The 18,801-nt window shown below is 36.6% G+C and carries 18 protein-coding genes and 1 pseudogene; 11 read left to right on the top strand and 8 right to left on the bottom strand.

The features are described from left to right. Nucleotides 1-42 precede the first annotated feature (42 nt). Nucleotides 43-1,290 (top strand): AbiH family protein, encoded by a 1,248-nt coding sequence (locus tag QE382_RS18910; RefSeq protein ID WP_307187294.1) that lies wholly within the window; start codon nt 43-45, stop codon nt 1,288-1,290. Between the two features lie 338 nt (nt 1,291-1,628). On the opposite strand, the gene QE382_RS18905 is transcribed toward QE382_RS18910, so the two are convergent. Beyond that, entirely contained in the window at nt 1,629-2,867 is a 1,239-nt protein-coding gene (locus QE382_RS18905) for an 8-oxoguanine DNA glycosylase OGG fold protein (RefSeq protein WP_307187293.1), read from the bottom strand. A 667-nt stretch (nt 2,868-3,534) separates the two neighbouring features. Between QE382_RS18905 and QE382_RS18900 the strand changes: the two are divergent. Continuing rightward, nucleotides 3,535-4,050, top strand: a pseudogene (locus tag QE382_RS18900) (IS66 family transposase); the annotation flags it as partial. Here QE382_RS18900 and QE382_RS18895 read toward each other — a convergent pair. The 4 genes from QE382_RS18895 to QE382_RS18880 all read right to left on the bottom strand — a co-directional run bounded on the left by QE382_RS18895 (nt 4,036) and on the right by QE382_RS18880 (nt 6,350). Then, the gene (locus tag QE382_RS18895) at nt 4,036-4,623 is read right to left on the bottom strand and encodes a hypothetical protein (protein ID WP_307187292.1); all 588 of its coding nucleotides are present in this window, start codon (nt 4,621-4,623) and stop codon (nt 4,036-4,038) included. The pseudogene QE382_RS18900 and the gene QE382_RS18895 sit on opposite strands and share 15 nt — an antisense overlap. Nucleotides 4,624-4,863: 240 nt before the next feature. Next, complete coding sequence (locus QE382_RS18890) at nt 4,864-5,058, bottom strand: hypothetical protein (protein ID WP_307187291.1); 195 nt, start codon at nt 5,056-5,058, stop codon at nt 4,864-4,866. A 77-nt stretch (nt 5,059-5,135) separates the two neighbouring features. Continuing rightward, nucleotides 5,136-5,423: a type I restriction endonuclease subunit R, EcoR124 family gene (locus QE382_RS18885; RefSeq protein ID WP_307188041.1), complete on the bottom strand. Its 288-nt coding sequence runs from the start codon at nt 5,421-5,423 to the stop codon at nt 5,136-5,138. An 87-nt stretch (nt 5,424-5,510) separates the two neighbouring features. Beyond that, on the bottom strand, nt 5,511-6,350 hold the full coding sequence (locus QE382_RS18880; protein WP_307187290.1) for a hypothetical protein: 840 nt from the start codon (nt 6,348-6,350) through the stop codon (nt 5,511-5,513). A gap of 109 nt (nt 6,351-6,459) precedes the next feature. Here QE382_RS18880 and QE382_RS18875 point away from each other — a divergent pair, with 109 nt between their 5' ends. Further along, complete coding sequence (locus tag QE382_RS18875; RefSeq protein ID WP_307187289.1) at nt 6,460-6,906, top strand: nuclear transport factor 2 family protein; 447 nt, start codon at nt 6,460-6,462, stop codon at nt 6,904-6,906. Between the two features lie 98 nt (nt 6,907-7,004). On the opposite strand, the gene QE382_RS18870 is transcribed toward QE382_RS18875, so the two are convergent. After that, nucleotides 7,005-7,664: a CPBP family intramembrane glutamic endopeptidase gene (locus tag QE382_RS18870; RefSeq protein ID WP_307187288.1), complete on the bottom strand. Its 660-nt coding sequence runs from the start codon at nt 7,662-7,664 to the stop codon at nt 7,005-7,007. A gap of 271 nt (nt 7,665-7,935) precedes the next feature. Between QE382_RS18870 and QE382_RS18865 the strand changes: the two genes are divergently transcribed. Continuing rightward, nucleotides 7,936-8,382, top strand: a complete 447-nt coding sequence (locus tag QE382_RS18865) for a hypothetical protein (protein ID WP_307187287.1) — start codon at nt 7,936-7,938, stop codon at nt 8,380-8,382. Nucleotides 8,383-8,513: 131 nt separating this feature from the next. On the opposite strand, the gene QE382_RS18860 is transcribed toward QE382_RS18865, so the two are convergent. Then, nucleotides 8,514-8,849 carry a hypothetical protein gene (locus QE382_RS18860; protein ID WP_307187286.1) on the bottom strand — a complete coding sequence of 112 codons (336 nt, stop codon included), beginning with the start codon at nt 8,847-8,849 and terminating at the stop codon, nt 8,514-8,516. Between the two features lie 320 nt (nt 8,850-9,169). On the opposite strand from QE382_RS18860, the gene QE382_RS18855 reads away from it, so the two are divergent. Then, nucleotides 9,170-9,556, top strand: coding sequence for a nuclear transport factor 2 family protein (locus QE382_RS18855; protein WP_307187285.1), 387 nt, complete (start codon nt 9,170-9,172; stop codon nt 9,554-9,556). A gap of 160 nt (nt 9,557-9,716) precedes the next feature. On the opposite strand, the gene lepB is transcribed toward QE382_RS18855, so the two are convergent. Next, nucleotides 9,717-10,703, bottom strand: a complete 987-nt coding sequence (lepB, locus tag QE382_RS18850; protein ID WP_307187284.1) for a signal peptidase I — start codon at nt 10,701-10,703, stop codon at nt 9,717-9,719. A gap of 205 nt (nt 10,704-10,908) precedes the next feature. On the opposite strand from lepB, the gene QE382_RS18845 reads away from it, so the two are divergent. The 6 genes from QE382_RS18845 to QE382_RS18820 all read left to right on the top strand — a co-directional run bounded on the left by QE382_RS18845 (nt 10,909) and on the right by QE382_RS18820 (nt 18,723). Next, the gene (locus tag QE382_RS18845) at nt 10,909-11,355 is read left to right on the top strand and encodes a nuclear transport factor 2 family protein (protein WP_307187283.1); all 447 of its coding nucleotides are present in this window, start codon (nt 10,909-10,911) and stop codon (nt 11,353-11,355) included. A gap of 317 nt (nt 11,356-11,672) precedes the next feature. Continuing rightward, on the top strand, nt 11,673-12,587 hold the full coding sequence (locus QE382_RS18840) for a DUF5655 domain-containing protein (RefSeq protein ID WP_307187282.1): 915 nt from the start codon (nt 11,673-11,675) through the stop codon (nt 12,585-12,587). Between the two features lie 97 nt (nt 12,588-12,684). Then, complete coding sequence (locus QE382_RS18835) at nt 12,685-15,675, top strand: type I restriction endonuclease subunit R (RefSeq protein WP_307187281.1); 2,991 nt, start codon at nt 12,685-12,687, stop codon at nt 15,673-15,675. 32 nt (nt 15,676-15,707) lie between these two features. Then, the gene (locus QE382_RS18830) at nt 15,708-16,760 is read left to right on the top strand and encodes a PDDEXK nuclease domain-containing protein (RefSeq protein WP_307187280.1); all 1,053 of its coding nucleotides are present in this window, start codon (nt 15,708-15,710) and stop codon (nt 16,758-16,760) included. Beyond that, nucleotides 16,753-18,000, top strand: a complete 1,248-nt coding sequence (locus QE382_RS18825; RefSeq protein WP_307187279.1) for a restriction endonuclease subunit S — start codon at nt 16,753-16,755, stop codon at nt 17,998-18,000. Before QE382_RS18830 ends, QE382_RS18825 begins: the two co-directional genes overlap by 8 nt. A 3-nt stretch (nt 18,001-18,003) precedes the next feature. Continuing rightward, complete coding sequence (locus tag QE382_RS18820) at nt 18,004-18,723, top strand: AAA family ATPase (RefSeq protein WP_307187278.1); 720 nt, start codon at nt 18,004-18,006, stop codon at nt 18,721-18,723. Nucleotides 18,724-18,801: the final 78 nt, after the last annotated feature.

Genomic DNA, 18,801 nt, shown 5'->3' with positions numbered 1-18,801 from the left:
ATAGATGAGACTCATTTAATTATTTCAGAAATATTAAAAAGTATGAATAGATTAATACTTGTTGGTAACGGTTTTGATCTGGCACATGGGTTAAGAACCAGTTATAAAGATTTTATTTTTTGGTACCTGGATAGTTGTTTTAATGGTGCAGGTATATATGCTAATGGAGAATTCTATGAAGACGAATTGGTTAATGTATCAATTTTGGAGCACTACAGGTTTATGGACCTGCGAGCGAAAGCAAACAATATAGGTATCAGTAGATATTTATACGATAATGGGCTTTTAAATATTTACTTAAACTTTGGCTTTTATGATGATTTAGATACCATAGGTAATGCAAAAGAACTATTTCAAGAAGTTTCAAAAATCATATCACATGAAGTTGTTTTTAAATGCAGTTTTTTTAAGAGGTTGATTGATTCATGCTTAGAGTGTGGTTGGGTAGATATAGAACAAGAATATTTTGATGCACTGAAGAAGTATAATGATTCAAATCATGCTCACGATTTAGACTATATACGTACAATAAATAAGAATTTTGAATTTCTAAAAGGAAAGCTTGAAGAGTATTTATTGATCGAAGAAGAGCGAGGCATTGAAGTTATTCCGGAGCTTATAGAAGCCATGCGATCAGATTTTAGCATCTCAGATTTTGATACTGCATTCAATAACGAGGATGTAAAAAGTGCCAGAAACACAACTTATGAAAATGGTAAGCTTAATCAATATAAATTGTATCTGTTGAATTTTAACTATACCAATACGCTTAGAAAGTATTACAAAGAAATCGCTAATACTGAAAAAGACAACTATGAGCTATCTGTTGAATCATTAGATGAGTTTAATACAAACAAATTCCACTCTTATGCGATAAACCATATTCATGGCGAACTTAAAAATCCAATTAATCCGATCATTTTTGGTTTTGGGGATGAACATGATAAAGAGTATTTACAATTTGAAGAACAGAAAAATAATAGTCTTTTTGAGCATGTTAAATCCTATCATTATCTCAAAACTTCCAATTACAGAAATTTAATGCGTTTTTTGAATTTAGATCATTATCAAGTTTTCATAATTGGACATTCGTGTGGTTTGTCAGATCGAACAATGTTCAAAGAAATATTTGACCATGATAATTGTAAGTCTGTTAGAATATTTCATTACAATGATTTTTTTGATAAATCAATTAACCTAAGCCGTCATTTTAGCGATAAGGGACGTATGCGAAAACTTGTGGTTGAATTTAATCCTGCAGATGCTATTAATCAGACAAGAAAGAATTAAATTACATAAAGAGTTGAAATTAAGCTTTTATCGTAAAATAAGATTTAACATGTCATCAAATGCTGTGCTATTGTAGCTAACTATGATGAATGGTTGATTTTGTGATAGTTCCCCCACAACTCAGTCTTAGCAATATTCTCTATTAAATAACGAGTGGTGTATTTTGCAGCGGAATATGGGTTTGACAAAATCTTTATTGTCAGATTATTTAACAATAGAAATTTTGTCAAGTGTATTATTCTTTGAGAAATATCATTTTCGAAATCTGCTATATAAAAATTACGGAGCCTTATATTGTAACTAAATTAAGCATAATCGAAATTATTAAAACAGCGACATTAATAATGCTGCACAACATACCCGCGCCACAAACCTTTTTTACGGCCGCCTATCGAAAATAGGAATTCCTCTGTTTCAAACCCTGATTTTCCAATTTCGGAAGCTAGGCCATCTATATATGTACAAAAGTCTTCGTAAATAGCGGGTGTATTTTGGTCCGATACCCAGGTTTTGCTAGCAATATGTATTAAAGGACTGCCAAGTAGTAGATTTACAGATTTGGCTAACCATTGATCCATAATATAGCCTTTGAGGGATGGCTGTAAGAAACAGATCAGCTTCGTGAAATATCCAATGCCCATACCCGGTAGTAGACCCTGTTTACGTTTATCTTGTATGTAATCGAATGCCTCTTTACGTGATTCAAATTTTTTAGATCTCAATCTCCTTACAATATCTAATACAGGCGCTGGATTATCCAATAGGCTTTTCGCATGCATGCGATCCATTCCACCCCAAGATAATACGATTAACAATGCGTCTAAATCCGTATTTGTATTATCTCCGCAATAATCCCATACCTCATTCCTATCAAATTTCTTATTGAAGAACTGAGGTATATCATACTCTTTTCCCATAACATATTCGGACCATTTCAATGAATTTACTCCAGTGAATCTCGGGGCTTCATTGATACTGGCTTTAAAGCAAGCTATGTGACTGTCATAGGAAGATTTACTTAATAGAGGAGCTGACACTGTAATTTTCAATTTTTCCTTGAACGTACTGCTAGGCGTGATGCTCGCCCATCTATGGAAGAAATCAAGATCAATGATATTCAGACTATCGTCAAGGATGCCTAAGTATTTCCCATCTTTAGTTCCGCATGACCATATTGCAGAAATTGAATTTAAGTTTTCTGTGATTCCATGCTTCTGTGCAAATTCCACAAATGATTTATACTGGTTGTTCTCAGTTTGCTGAATAAAATAAACAATAAGATAGATTGCGAGGGGGTAGGTACCAAGATCATTTGCACTATGCTTTAATATTTGATCGCGTATAATTGAGACCTTAGATTGTTGATTTGCAGCCCTTAATTTATGAATTACATCTTGTAGTGCATATCCTTTAATGATTTGTTTCTCCCAAGGTTTCAAATTAGTATAAAACCAACCATTTTGTTCTAGTGATTTAAAAGTACGCTCCAAATAATTAACTGTCGGAATCACCCTGTTAAAAATTGAGCGGCCGTGGATTTGAGGTAGTAAGAAAGTCGTAGAATCTAAAGTGTTCATAATTTATGGAAATCAATAAAGCTTAGTATTGTAAAAGAAAATATCAAATAAGTCTTTTTGAATAGGTTAGTTTTTAATTTATATTTTCATCACTTTATTGACATTACTCTGAATATTATCGATATTCCTGAAAAATGGAGTTAGATTAGGATCTATCCAATTTATAAGATCATACAATTTTGTCCGAATGTCTAATGCAAGTGAACAATCAATATTGTGCCCTGAAAAACAGATTGGTTCACAGTGATTTACCCTATTTCTGAAATTTTTTATCTTGTCTAGTTTGTCATAAATACTTGCTCTATTTTCTAAAGCTGGTTTATGTATGAAAACATGTATTGGCTGCCCATTTACTAATGTATAGTGATGTGGAAGGAAAAAAGCCAACCAAAATCCAAATGTTTGATCAGATATGATTTTACCGTTTGTTATTGGAATTCCTCTACGATTGAGTTTATGTTCAGATTTCTGTATACAAGTTTTTAAAAAATAATGTGAGTTTCTTAAGGATTGATGTCTCATAAATCCATTTTTCTGCGTGATAATCCAGTCGGGGTCATTGAAATGCGATGTTAAAACTATATTTAGCTTATTTCTCAATACAACTTCAAATTGGCTTAATAGTACGAAAAGTATGGCAAAAAGAAGGAAGTGCCTGCACTGCTAGTCCTGTTGGGCGCACGCACGCCGTGAGTTTGAAAAAGCATTGGATAATGATAAAGCAAGAGCTGAAAAGGCATTGCTAATGATCCAGAAGCTTTATGCCATTGAGCGGAAAGCCAAACACGAAAATCTATGTATTGGCTGAGCTGGGCAAATGGATCTTTGAAGAGATAAAAAGCACATTGCCTAAAAGTCAGATCGGTAAAGCTATGGCGTATGCATACGCTAGATGGGATGCGCTATCAGCATACCTGTATGATGGAAATCTGCACATAGACAATAATCTTATCGAGAATGCCATTCGCCCCGTTGCACTGGGACGAAAAACTACCTCTTCGCAGGAAGCCATGAAGCAGCACAGCGTGCGGCGATGATCTACTCATTCTTTGCTAGCTGTAAAAAGCATGAGGTGAACCCTTTCCAGTGGTTAAAGCATACCTTGGAAAACATCATGTCAATAAACCATAAAAACTTAAAGGATCTATATCCTCAGAACTTCAAAAAATCAGCAGACCTGTAGTTCATAGGCCGGATACGAACAATCAATATTGTGCCCTGAAAAACAGATTGGTTCACAGTGATTTACCCTATTTCTGAAATTTTTTATCTTGTCTAGTTTGTCATAAATACTTGCTCTATTTTCTAAAGCTGGTTTATGTATGAAAACATGTATTGGCTGCCCATTTACTAATGTATAGTGATGTGGAAGGAAAAAAGCCAACCAAAATCCAAATGTTTGATCAGATATGATTTTACCGTTTGTTATTGGAATTCCTCTACGATTGAGTTTATGTTCAGATTTCTGTATACAAGTTTTTAAAAAATAATGTGAGTTTCTTAAGGATTGATGTCTCATAAATCCATTTTTCTGCGTGATAATCCAGTCGGGGTCATTGAAATGCGATGTTAAAACTATATTTAGCTTATTTCTCAATACAACTTCAAATTGGCTTAATAGTGGATGAAATGCCTGTGCTAGTCGAATATTTGCGTTGTAAAGTCGTTTTGCTTTTATCTTATTATTTGCTGTAGCGATGAGATATCTGTTGTATCTAGGTCTTGATAAATACTTATTTCTCAATTCTATTTTCATAATATTTGGTGTTGTTAAAAATTATTCTTATATTTGATCCATATAGACTTGTTAAAGCCTCTTTCTCTTGTAGAAACGTAATCAAGTAAAAGATTTTAGGGAACTCGTGAAACGGTTCCCTTTTTTTATATTATAATTTGATAAGGTGGTCATAAAATTCCTCTTTATTATAAATAAGATCCTTTCTGAAAATAGCGATTTAATTTTTTTGAATATATCACTCGTGTAATATTTAACTCCCTAACTTATCTTCTTTACTTCAAAATTGCCAGGACTTCTATATCCCTGGGCTTGTCTATTAAATCCTAATCTTGCTATTTCTTTTTCAACATCCTTCGCATTAGGTGTAGGTATAGTGGCTGAGACAACTTGAAATTCATAGCCTTTTGGCATATCGCCAAATTGCCTAGGTGCCTTTAATTTATATAATGCCATAGTTCTTTTTATTATACTTGTATTAACATTTTTTGGTGTTATTGATCACACTTTTTTACTTTAAGCTAAGGCTTTTACTATAGCCCCGTTATCCCATTAACGAAGGTGTCCACAAACCCAACAATCTTATTTAAGATACGATCACCAATCTCTTTGGATTTTAGAACGCTAGGTCTTCCGTCGGCGCGAAAAGAAAGAACTTCTTTACGAAGTGGCTCACGCTCGGTAAAAAGATAGTTTTCAATTAGCTTTTCGGTATCTTCTTCTAACAGGTTCTCAGTTTTGATTAATTCCTGCAATGCGCTTTCTTGTTCTATATTCCAGAATTTTTTAAACTCATCCGGAATAGTGTCGCTATCCTCTATATGCGGTAGGCTTTATTTAAGCGCAAAATGGCACCAACAAATAGATGGTATAATTAGCTTAGTTATAGATATGAACTTAATAATCTTTTATTTCTGTGCTATAGCCTCAATACATTGCTCCCTTATTTCCCAGAGCTCATCTAAAGTGTATGGAATCTTATTGATCTCGATCCAGCGCGATAAGTAATCTTTGTGATATTGCACTTTAAAGTCAGTAATTTGGTCGGGGGTGATTTCGATTTCTTCTAAAAGGTCCAGCTCAAATTCGTTTACATTAACACCGATGCCAGTAAAGTCCAAGATCTGATTATGATTTCGCAGATAATTGTGAGCTTCTGGAATATATTTTAAATCATAGTTGGATAGAAGGCCTTTTATCGCAGGAGTATTTTTACTATTCATGGTAAAAATGCCTAATACAAGCCTCAGGCTGCTTTCCCTATTTTCATCCGCCAATCTTTTTAATAGTGCATGTTTTGTACTGCAAGTTCCGCATAACTCATCAAACACGATCAGTTCATTGCTTTTATTATTATTACGTCTATAATCGAGTTTTTCCACCCATTTACAAGCTTCCGCAAAGTTGCTTATAGCTAAATTGATGAATGATCTCGAAATCATTCCATTCATGCCTAAAATTTCAAAATCAGTTGCGCTCATTCGTTTATCGATTGATATATGTTGATGATCTTTCATGATTGGTAACATTAAAATGATAGCCGAATTTAAGTAAATTTGCGGCAAAATATCGTATGTCGGTAATTCCTCTAGCGCAAACCCACGTATTTCCGTACTGCTACAGGCATTAATTTCCCGTTCAGAGACTGGACAAGTTCTGCTGGGTGTCTGTACATTATCTGTTGATGACTCGAACATGGTACGAATCTGATACGAAGCATACTTCCCCTCCCCATTCCCGCCATTCACCGAGTTTTCCCGATCGTTAGTCTAAAGCTGGTAGGCTAGAGGCCTATTGTGTTGTAGTTTTGAGTCAACAAATAAGAACTAAAAACTAACACAATAAAATAAAGACATTATGAAAACACTAGTAAAAACATTCGCAGCAGCAGCTTTAATCGCAGTATCTACATTTGCTATGGCAGCTGAAGGACCTGGTTCAAAAGCAACAAAAGCAAACGTCAACCTTTCTACAGCAGATTTCGCTTTAGAGCACTATGTTGCGGTAACAACTGCGGGCGAATCAGCAGGAGTGGAGCAGTTATTTGCAGAAGATTTCAATCAAAAGATCCAAGCTACCAATGCACAGTCTAACAGCCGTAGTGCCGTAGTTAAACTATTGAAAAAGCAAAAAGGAGAGAAACTGAACTGCACAGTAAGCACCGATATCATTGAGGAATCTGCAGATTATATGGTCGCTAAAGTAACGTTGAAATTTGAGAACTTCACCAAAACAGATTTAGTTACCTTGGAGCGTGTGGGGAATGACTGGAAAGTATCCAAATCGATCAATTCGTATAAATAGTATTTAATAATTAGTTGTCTGCTCGGTAGCAGACAACTAGTGAATCATATGTTTAAGTTTAGTTTAAAGGCCAGGTCGCGAGAACTGGCTTTTTTCTATTATAACTGGTAAAATATACAATAAATCATACTAAGGTTAAAAGCTGAATGGCAAATTATTGCGCCCCAAATGGCTCCTGATTTCACTTTGAAGAAGTAAAACAGTCTGCTTACAAAATACATCGAAAAACACCATATGACAGTAGGTATAAAAAGAAGATGCCAGCCGTCGAGCAGGTATATTAATCCAAAATGTGCGATATGGGTTAAGGCAAACGCCGAACTATCTAGTATTGATGCTCCACGATTTCCGAATCTCGAAACAAAGGTTTCATGAACTATCCCTCTAAAATAAAGTTCTTCGCCAAAAGGGCTAAATAACATTCCTGTGCCAGCCATGATGAAGAACATTTGCCTTTTTCCCTCTATCGTTAAATCTTTGGGAATCTTATAGGACTTTGAGATATATACATACCAGTTTTGATAGCTGTCCTGATAAAGGGATTTACCCAAGAGGAATAACAGGTAAGCATACAAGCAACCGCTAATAAAAGCTATGGATAACCACTTATAACTTTTAGGTTTGTTCCAGCCAATAGCCTTAATTCCTTTTTCATTTAAGAATATGAAAGGAACAATAAATGATACCAGCATTATTAAACCAATAAAACGATAATCGGCATATTGGTTAGCATGGAGCACCATAATAAATCTTGGCACACAAATTATTAGAATTAGAAATAACCCAAACTTCCAATTGAAATCGAGGATACTTTTCCAAAAAGATCTTAAATAATATTGCATAAAAGATATATTTCTAATGGGTTGCTATAAGATAGCAAAAAACTTTCTCTTTTTACCTCCCTATTTCCGCCACTCACCGAGTTTTCCCGATCGTTAGTCTAATGCCGATAGGCTAGGAGCGTATTGTGTTGTAGTTTTGAGTCAACAAATAAGAACAACAGAACTAACACTATAAAATAAAGACATTATGAGAACGCTAGTAAAAACATTCGCAGCAGCAGCTTTAATCGCAGTATCAACATTTGCTATGGCAGCTGAAGGACCAGGAGCAAAAGCAACAAAAGCAAGCGTTAACCTTTCCACAGCTGACTTCGCTTTAGCGCACTATGTTGCGGTAACCACTGAGGGGGAATCAGCAGGTGTAGAGCAGTTATTTGCCGAAGATTTCAGCCAAAAGATCCAATCTTCCAATGCACAGTCTAACAGCCGTACTGGAGTGGTCAAACTATTGAAAAAGCAAAAAGGCGAAAAGCTGAACTGTACAGTAAGCACTGATATCCTTGAAGAATCGTCAGACTATATGGTTGCTAAAGTGACTCTAAAATTTGACAACTTCACCAAGACTGATCTCGTTACATTGGAGCGTGTGGGTAATGACTGGAAAGTATCCAAATCGATCAATTCGTATAAGTAGTATTCAATAAATGGTGGTTTGTCAATTATAAAAAGGTAGACCACTAGTGAATAAATATGTTTATTAAGGCCACGTCGTGAGATGTGGCTTTTTTATGGTTTATCTATTTTTATTTAGTACGTTTTATTATCCTAAATAATCTTGTCTGGGATTTGACTTAACTGTGAAACTAAATAATTAATGGGGACGGTCAATTCAGATTGGTTACAATTGTATTGATCAATAACGCCGTAGATTTCAAACGGTGATATATTAAAGCCTTCTTCGATGTCATTATAGTAAATTATTTGATTTCCAAATAAAGCAACCACCCAAAAGCCCCCACTTTCATCTCCAAATGATTTTTCTCGCCACTTATGAGGAGTTACTTTGATGAGATTCCACAGGTTTAAAGCTTTATAATCCATTGTCAGTTCTGCTTGCAAAATAAGAAGTCCTATTTTGTCAATTGATATCGGTGGCCACATGCTCTAAGATAATAAAAATTTTAAAGTGAGTTATCTATCTCGGAGTCTATAGCTTCATTGAATCGGTAATTCGAACGATAACTTTCATCTCCCCATTCCCGCCATTCACCGAGTTTTCCTGAGCGTTAGTCTAAAGTCCATAGGCTAGGGGCCTATTGTGTTGTAGTTTTGAGTCAACAAATAAGAACAACAGAACTAACACTATAAAATAATGGTACTCATGATAGCTTTATCACCAATCAAAAAACAAATCATTTCGATAAAAAACTCTAGTAAAAACATTCGCAGCAGCAGCTTTAATCGCCGTATCAACTTTCGCTATGGCATCAGAAGGGCCAGGAGCAAAAGCAACAAAAGCAAACGTTAACCTTTCCACAGCAGACTTTGCTTTAGAACACTATGTGGCGGTAACTACGGAGGGAGAATCAGCAGGAGTAGAGCAGTTATTTGCGGCTGATTTTAATCAAAAGATCCAAGCTACAAATGCACAAACCCACGGCCGTGAAGCTATAGTTAAACTATTGAAAAAGCAAAAAGGAGAAAAACTAAACTGTACAGTAAGCACTGATATCATCGAGGAATCAGCAGACTATATGGTTGCTAAAGTAACCTTGAAATTTGAGAACTTTACGAAAACAGACTTAGTTACTTTGGAGCGTGAGGGCGACAAGTGGAAAGTATCCAAATCGATTAATTTGTATAAATAGTATCCATTAACTGGTGGTTTGCCAGTAATGAAAGACAAACCACTAGTGAATCATCTATTTATTAAGGCCAGGTCGGAAGATGTGGCTTATCTCATTTTGAAGACAGACAATCAGGTATACTCGGGCTCTTCTGAATTTATATCTGTGACGTGTGTCCCTGTCAGAATTTTATATTCATTCTTTTGAAGCCAGTCTTACCCCAATAACTGAATTTAATCTTTCCCGTGATTTGATTCTTAGCGATGCAGCCTATGTATCTGCTGTCAAGCGCATTATCTCTGCTATCGCCCAATACAAAAATACTATCTGTCGGAACAACGAAATCATTCATATTCTTTATACCATTATCGAACTCTTCTTTACTTTTATAGATGCGATGACTGTGTCCATTTGGAAATGTCTCTTCCAATTCAGAAAAGTTTATACCTTCTACATTTCTGTCTGCAATAAATTTGGATTTACTTAGCTTGTTATTTATCGATACAATATTGTCTTTAAGTGAGATCGTGTCATTGGGTAGACCAACTATACGATACATGAATAACTGACCATCTTCTTTCGTAAACGTAACCAGATCTCCAGTTTTAGGTGTGTTTTTTTCATAGGCTTTTGTATCTGTTACAATCCAGTCGCCTACCAGAATCGTTGGATTATTGGCTGTTGTTTGAGCAATGTAAGATTGTATGCCTATCATTTTTTTCATATCAAACACAAAGGTCATTGTGGAGATAAAGATGGCGATCAATACGTAGTTATACCATTTGTTGTAAGGTTTGAGAGTATAAAATTTTTGTTTTTTTGCATTCAGTATAGCATCCACTACCATAACTAAAAGGAATGATATACCGATCGCCATAAAAATGATCACGCCGGTAAAGGAGGTTGCCCAACGGGTGACAGCAAAAATTGCAGGGATTAGATAACTTAGGGCAAAATAAAGAATACCTTTCTTTATCTGTCCATTATAGACCTGCCCTAGGCCAGGAAAAACTAAAGAAAATACACCTGCCAAAAGAGCATTTCTTGGATGTGACTGAGGTACATCAATTGTCGTTGGATCTTCCATAAAAGAATAATAGGTATAATTACAGCGTGGTGATTGACTGCCTGCATATAGGACGCCTTTCCCGGCAATAAAATTAATCATTTATTTTTTGAATGTGGCTGGCAATCCTAAAAACTTTATCAGGTATTCTGTACCGGATTCGTGCTATACGTTTACCTTCTCATTGCCGCCATTCACCGAGTTTTCCAGATCGTTGGTCTAAAGGCCGTAGGCTAGGGGCCTATTGTGTTGTAGTTTTGAGTCATCAAATAAGAACAACAGAACTAACACAATAAAAAAAGACATTATGAAAGCATTAGTAAAAACATTCGCAGCAGCAGCTTTAATCGCCGTATCAACATTCGCTATGGCAGCAGAAGGACCAGGAGCAAAAGCAACAAAAGCAACCGTTAACCTTTCTACCGCAGATTTCGCTTTAGCGCACTATGTTGCGGTAACCATAGAGGGAGAATCAGCAGGAGTAGAGCAGTTATTCGCCGAAGATTTTAATCAAAAGATCCAGGCTACCAATGCGCAGTCTAACAGCCGTAGCGAAGTGGTTAAATCCCTGAAAAAACAAAAAGGCGAAAAGCTAAACTGTACAGTAAGCACAGATATCATCCAGGAATCGACAGGCTATATGGTGGCTAAAGTGACGTTGAAATTTGGAGATTTCACCAAAACAGATTTAGTTACTTTGGAGCGTGTGGGCAATAACTGGAAAGTATCCAAATCGATCAATTCGTATAAATAGGAGCCATCTCTTACAAATATATAAGTTGTGAAGCTACCTCGTGAGATGTGGCTTTTTTGTGTTCTATGGGTACCCATATGCTTTTTTTTGTTTAGCTAAGTTTTAATACTAAGAACAATTTGGAAGAAGAACTAAGTAAGATTAGGGGAAGAATTTAGATAAGAATTGAGAAGGACTAGTTGTAAGTGGTTGTTCGGAATTTCCGAACAACTTCATTAAGCATATTTTGGATGAAGAACAATTGAGGAGAGAAATTCTCACTCAAGTGGAGTTCTGAGTAAAATTGAATGTAGCTAAAAATATTCGTATCTTAGCTTATGCAATTATTTACCCAAGCAAAGAATAAACTATCGGTATTAAAAGAAAAGCCTTTTAAGTTAGAAAAAGACTTACAACGACTCTTTGAAAACAATTTGGAGGTGATAACTGGATTGAAGCTGATTAAGTCTGAATTTATAATAAAAGCACAACGTTTCGATACGTTAGCTTATGACAAAGACAATAAGTCTTTTGTTATCATTGAATACAAACGCGAACGTAATTTTTCGGTCGTAGACCAAGGAGTCTCTTATCTGAATCTTATGTTGGAAAATAAAGCTGAGTTTATCATAGAATACAACGAATCACAAGAAGAAAATCTTAAGCGTTCGGAAGTCGATTGGTCACAGTCAAAGGTGATCTTTGTGTCACCCTCATTCACAGATTTTCAAAAGCAAGCTTCAAACTTTAGAGATCTTCCGATTGAGTTATGGGAGATCAAACGATATGAGGACGATATTATTGTCGTGAATCCTGTTAAGAAGTCCAAATCCGCGCCTACAATCAAAACCATTCAGACTGCCTCGAATTCTGAATTGGAAAAGATTTCCAATGAAGTGAAGGTTTATACAGAGGATACCCATCTGGAGGGAAAGCCAGATCCTACGAGGGAGCTTTATGATACGTTCAAACAATCTATTTTTAATTTGGATAGTAACATAGATATTAAGCCTAAAAAGATGGAAATTGGTTTCACTAAAGAAGGTAAGATTTTTACAGATATTTGTATTCTCAAATCAAGTTTGAAGATTTGGATTAATCTAAAAAGAGGAACTTTGGACGATCCTAAAAAACTTGCTAGAGATGTATCATCCATAGGACATTGGGGCAATGGTGATTATGAAATTATTGTCGCAGACACCAAAAACTTAGAGTATATTATGAGCTTAGTAAAGCAGGCTATTGTGGTTTAAACTTGCTATATTTACCTGCTTAAACTGATTTTTACAAGCTGGTTTATTGATTTGCAACATAGATTCTTATAACATAGATTCTTATTAGGAATTGAAAATGACGAGAGAAAAACAGATAGAAGAAGGTCTGGTTAATAAATTGGCAGACTTAAAATATACATTGCGTCCTGATATTCGTGACCGGGACAGTCTAGAGAAAAATTTCAGAGAAAAATTCGAAGCACTTAACCGCGTCCGACTGACTGATGCCGAGTTTTCTCGTATACGTGACGAAATTGTAACAGCTGATGTCTTTGTTGCTTCTAAACGCCTACGTGAAGTCAACTACTTCCAGCGGGAGGATGGTACACCACTGCATTATACACTCATCAATATTAAAGATTGGTGTAAGAATGATTACGAGGTTATCAGTCAGTTGCGAATCAATACCGAAAATAGCAATCACCGTTATGATGTAATTTTATTGATCAATGGATTGCCATTGGTGCAGTTAGAATTGAAATCATTGGAGATCACGCCGCGAAAAGCTATGCAACAGATTGTTGATTACAAAACTGATGCAGGCAATGGCTATACTAATAGTTTGCTTTGTTTTATGCAGCTTTTTATCGTTAGCAACAAGACGAATACCTATTACTTTGCCAATAATAAAAACCAACATTTCAGTTTTAATGCTGACGAGCAGTTTCTACCTGTTTATCAATTTGCGGATGACAAGAATAAAAAGATCACCCATCTCGATACTTTTGCAGAAAAGTTTCTTTCCAAGTGTACTCTCGGTGAAATGATCAGCAAGTATATGGTGCTGGTAGAAAGTGAGCAGAAGTTGTTGATCATGCGGCCTTATCAGATTTATGCCGTCAAAGCTATCATGGACTGTATACATCAAAATAGAGGTAATGGTTATATCTGGCATACGACCGGTAGCGGCAAGACATTGACCTCATTCAAGGCGTCTACGCTGATGAAAGATAATTCGGACATAGAAAAGTGTCTTTTTGTAGTTGACCGCAAAGATCTCGATCGTCAGACTAGGCAAGAGTTTAATAAATTTCAAGAGGGAAGCGTGGAGGAAAATACCAATACCGAGACATTGGTACGACGCTTATTATCTACAGACCGGGCTGATAAAGTCATTGTGACGACGATACAGAAGTTAGGTATAGCCTTAGATCCAAATAATAAGAAAAATTATAAGGAACGCTTACAACCTTTAAGCAACAAACGTATCGTCTTTATTTTCGATGAGTGCCATCGTTCACAGTTTGGGGATAACCACCAAGCGATCAAAGAATTTTTCCCCAAGGCACAGCTTTTTGGTTTTACCGGGACACCTATCTTCGATGCCAATGCGACCTATATCAAAAAAGATGGTGAACAGGGATCATATAAAACAACCGAAGATATCTTTGAGAAACCTTTACCCACCTATACGATTACGCATGCTATCGACGATAAGAATGTATTACGTTTTCATATTGATTATTATAAAGGCCAAGGAAATAGCAATCCTAAACCTGGTGAGTCGATTACCAGACAGGCAATTGTAGAAGCTATCCTGGAGAAACACAATGCAGCCACAAATTCTCGGAAATTTAATGCCGTATTTGCAACGGCATCAATCAATGATGCCATCGAATATTACCATCTGTTCAAAACAGTACAAAAAGAGAAGAGGTCTCAAAATAAAGATTACATCCCATTAAATATAACAAGTGTTTTCTCGCCTCCTGTACAGGTACTGGATAAGAGCAACAAAAATATCGCAGATATTAGGCAATTACAAGAAGATCTAGAGCAAGAAAAAGAAGATAACCAACAGAACCCGAACGAAAAGAAGAAGGCGTTAAAGACTATCATTGCTGATTACAACAAACAGTACGGTACCAACCATTCCATCAATGAGTTTGATCTTTATTACCAAGATGTGCAGAAGCGTATCAAAGATCAGAAATATAACAACAGCGACTATTCACACGAGAACAAGATTGATATTGTGATCGTTGTCGATATGTTGCTTACAGGTTTTGATTCTAAGTATCTCAACACGCTTTATGTTGATAAGAATCTAAAACACCACGGCTTGATACAGGCTTTTTCACGCACAAACCGTGTACTCAACGACACGAAACCTTATGGTAATATCTTGGATTTTCGTGGTCAAAAAGATGCCGTAGACGAATCGATTGCTTTATTCTCAGGTGAGGATTCAGGTAAGGCGCGGGAAATCTGGTTAGTTGACCCAGCACCTCTGGTAATCGAAAAATTTCAGAAAGCGGTCACAGCTCTGGGCGATTTTATGGAGAAAGGAAATCTGGCGATAGAACCCGAAGAAGTTTACAATCTTCGTGGTGACACGGCGCGTATTAATTTTATTAAACATTTCAAAGAGATACAACGACTCAAGACACAATTAGATCAGTATACCGATCTGGACGAGGAGCAACGTAATAAGATCGAAGCCATCCTTCCTGCAGATAGGCTACGCTCCTTTCGAAGTTCGTATATAGAGACAGCAAAGCAGCTCAAGGAAATACAAGAACAGGAGGGAGATGATGCACCGGAGGAAATTCAACAATTGGATTTTGAGTTCGTGCTATTTTCATCTGCAATTATTGACTATGATTATATCATGGGCTTGATTGCCGATTATACACAGAAAAAACCAGCTAGGCAGAAGATGACCAAGGGGCAGCTGATTAGTTTGCTAAGTTCCCATACCAATCTGATGGAAGAGCAAGAAGATATGATCGCCTATATCAGGACCCTGAGTCCCGATCAAGGAATGACTGAAAAAGAGATCCGCATAGGATACGATGCATTCAAGATTGAGAAAAAGGAGAAAGAATTAGCTGCCGTAGCCCACACGCATGGTTTGGCAACAGCTGATCTGAAAGCTTTCGTAGATGACATACTCGATCGGATGATATTTGATGGCGAGAAATTGACAGACCTATTAGAACCGTTGGAACTTGGTTGGAAAGAGCGTCGAGTCAGGGAGTTGGCATTAATGGAAGATCTGTTGCCATTGCTCCGCAAACAGGCACAAGGCAGAGAAATTGCAGGATTGGTTGCTTACGAGAAATAGCCCCTATACGACTAGACTTAACTTGTTAGAATATGGAACTTTCGAATAACGAACATAACTTCTATAGCGAAATCAGAGACTTGCTTACACAGGCACGGAGCCAAGCCTATCGTGCGGTCAATACCATTATGGTGCAGACCTATTGGCAGATTGGTAAGCGTATTGTGGAGCAAGAACAGCAAGGCCATAGCCGTGCAGGCTATGGCGATTTCATAGTGTCAGGTCTTTCTAAGTATTTGTCAGATGCATTAGGTAAAGGTTTTTCAGAAGCCAATTTGTGGAACATGAGGCAGTTCTACCAAGTGTTCCCTGAAGTTGACCAATTCTCTACGCAGCGCGTAGAGAATTCACAATCCGTTACGCAGCGCGTAACGAATCTTAGCTGGACAAATATCCGCCTAATTATGCGGATTGATGATCCAACGGAGCGAGAATATTATATCAAGGAGGCCACAGGGCAAAATTGGACTTCACGTGTGTTGGAACGGAATATCAAGAGCGGTTACTATCGTCGCTTACTTTCTACCCAGCAAGCGCATACGTTTTCTGGTCTGGAGAAATATAATCCAGCGGATTTTATTAAAGACCCCTATATTGCCGAGTTTCTGGACGTGCCCGAAGATCTGACAGGGAAAGAGTCTATTTTAGAAAAAGCTTTGATCAGCAATCTGCAGAAGTTTCTGCTTGAACTTGGAAAAGGATTTTCTTTTGTCGAACGTCAGATGCGTATCAGTACGGAGACTTCCCATTTTTATGTGGATCTGGTTTTCTACAACTATCTGCTCAAGTGTTTTGTGGTAATTGATCTGAAGACAACCAAGCTCAGCCATGGCGATATCGGTCAGATGGATATGTACGTCAGGATGTTTGATGCACTGAAACGTGGAGAGGACGATAATCCGACTATTGGTATTATACTTTGTGCAGAGAAGGATGAAACCATCGTCAAATATTCGGTTTTAAAAGAGAATAAGCAACTGTTTGCTTCCAAGTACAAAACGGTACTGCCTACCGAAGAGGAACTGGCAGAAATGATTGCTGTGCGCAACCGTAAACTGATTGAAACAAGAGAGGATAATGACTAAAGATAACGAACATAAAAATATACCCGAACTACGCTTTCCGGAATTTAAAGATGATGGGGAGTGGGAGGAGAAGAAGCTAGGTGAAGTTGCTGATATAATAACGGGTAATACCCCAAGTACAAAAGAGCCAGTAAACTACAACGGTACTAAATTATTTGTATCACCGGCTGATATTGGTGGTAATAGATATCTTGAACACACCAAGACTACTTTAAGCGATTTAGGATTTGCAAAAACAAGACCAATCAAAGCAAATAGCGTTTTATTTGTTTGTATTGGCTCAACAATTGGGAAAATTGCTCAAAATAGGTTTGAGTGTGCTACTAATCAACAAATCAATTCGTTAATTCCTTATGAAGGATATTCAAGTGATTTTTTATATTCATTGCTTGAAATTAATTCGTCAAAAATTGCATCAAAAGCAGGAAATCATGCAGTTCCAATAATTAACAAAACATCATTTTCTACCTTAAAGATGATTTTTCCGCCTAGTCCAGAAGAGCAGAACAAAATCGCTAACTGCCTATCTTCTTTGGATGAAGTAATAACGGCAAATACTGAGAAATTGGAAATACTCAAAGGTCATAAAAAAGGTTTGATGCAAACGCTCTTTCCACAACTAGGAGAGCAGGTTCCTAAGTATCGTTTCCCAGAGTTTAAAGAAGATGCTGAATGGACTGAGACGAGGCTAGGAAGCATTGGAGAACCTTTAATGTGCAAACGTATTCTAAAAGAACAGACTACAAGCTATTCTAAGGGAGGAGTTCCATTTTATAAAATCGGAACATTTGGTAAGGATGCTGATTCGTTTATTCCTTTTAAATTATACGAAGAATTTAAAAGTAAATATTCTTTTCCAAAAGTGGGAGATATTCTAATTTCTGCGTCGGGAACAATTGGGAGACTAGTAGTTTACGATGGTTTGCCAGCATATTTTCAAGATTCGAATATTATATGGTTAGGGAACAAAGAAGAACTAATACTTAATAGCTTTCTGTATCATTGCTATTCAACATTAAAATGGCAAACATCTGATGGAGGTATTATAAGAAGGTTGTACAATTCTGATCTTAAAAATATGAAGCTTAAATATCCTAGGTTAAAACATGAACAACAAAAAATCGCCGACACCCTTTCCTCACTTGACGATTTAATTACAGTACAATCTGAAAAAATCGAACAGTTAAAAGCTCATAAAAAAGGGATAATGCAGAAATTATTTCCAGCTATTAATGAATAGACAATGACTACAAAATCCAAAATACTGCACTATAAAACTCTGGACAAGCTGGCTATAAGGTTGAGAGATGATCTCAACGAGAACCATTTTGTGTTGTTGTACGCCTATAATGGTACTGGGAAAACACGTCTGTCGATGGAGTTTAAGGAACGGGGAAAGAAACGAAAAGGCAGTACAGGACCGGACACGCTTTATTTCAACGCTTTTACAGAAGATTTGTTCTCATGGGATAATGACCTGGATAATGACAAAGAACGTGTGCTAAAGATCAATGGTCAGTCTAAATTCTTTAATGCCCTTCGCGAGCTTGCTTTAGAAGAGAAAATCTTTGCTTATCTTGAGCGCTATGCTGAATTCGATTTTAAGATAGATTATGATGAATTAACAGTAACGTTCAATAAAGGAGATGCGACGCATATCAAGATTTCACGTGGCGAGGAGAACATCTTTATTTGGTGCTTATTCCTTTCGATTTGCGAGTTAGCAATTGATGGTGCAGAAGCTTATGACTGGGTTAAATATATTTATATAGACGATCCAATATCCTCTTTGGACGATAACAATGCTATTGCTGTAGCAAGTGATCTAGCTCAAGTACTCAAAAAGGGAAAAGATAAAATTAAAGTAGTTATTTCTTCACATCATGCCCTATTTTTCAACGTGATGTGCAACGAATTGAAACAGCAAAAATGCAAAAGACACTTTTTGGCTCAAAAACGGTAGTGATGGGCATACCCTCCGTGCTACGGATGATACTCCATTCTTTCATCATGTCGCTATATTAAGTGAATTAAAGCACGT

This window comes from Sphingobacterium zeae (assembly GCF_030818895.1).
GTDB classification, from domain to species: Bacteria; Bacteroidota; Bacteroidia; order Sphingobacteriales; family Sphingobacteriaceae; genus Sphingobacterium; species Sphingobacterium zeae.
This window is presented reverse-complemented; position numbering and strand designations above follow the sequence as displayed.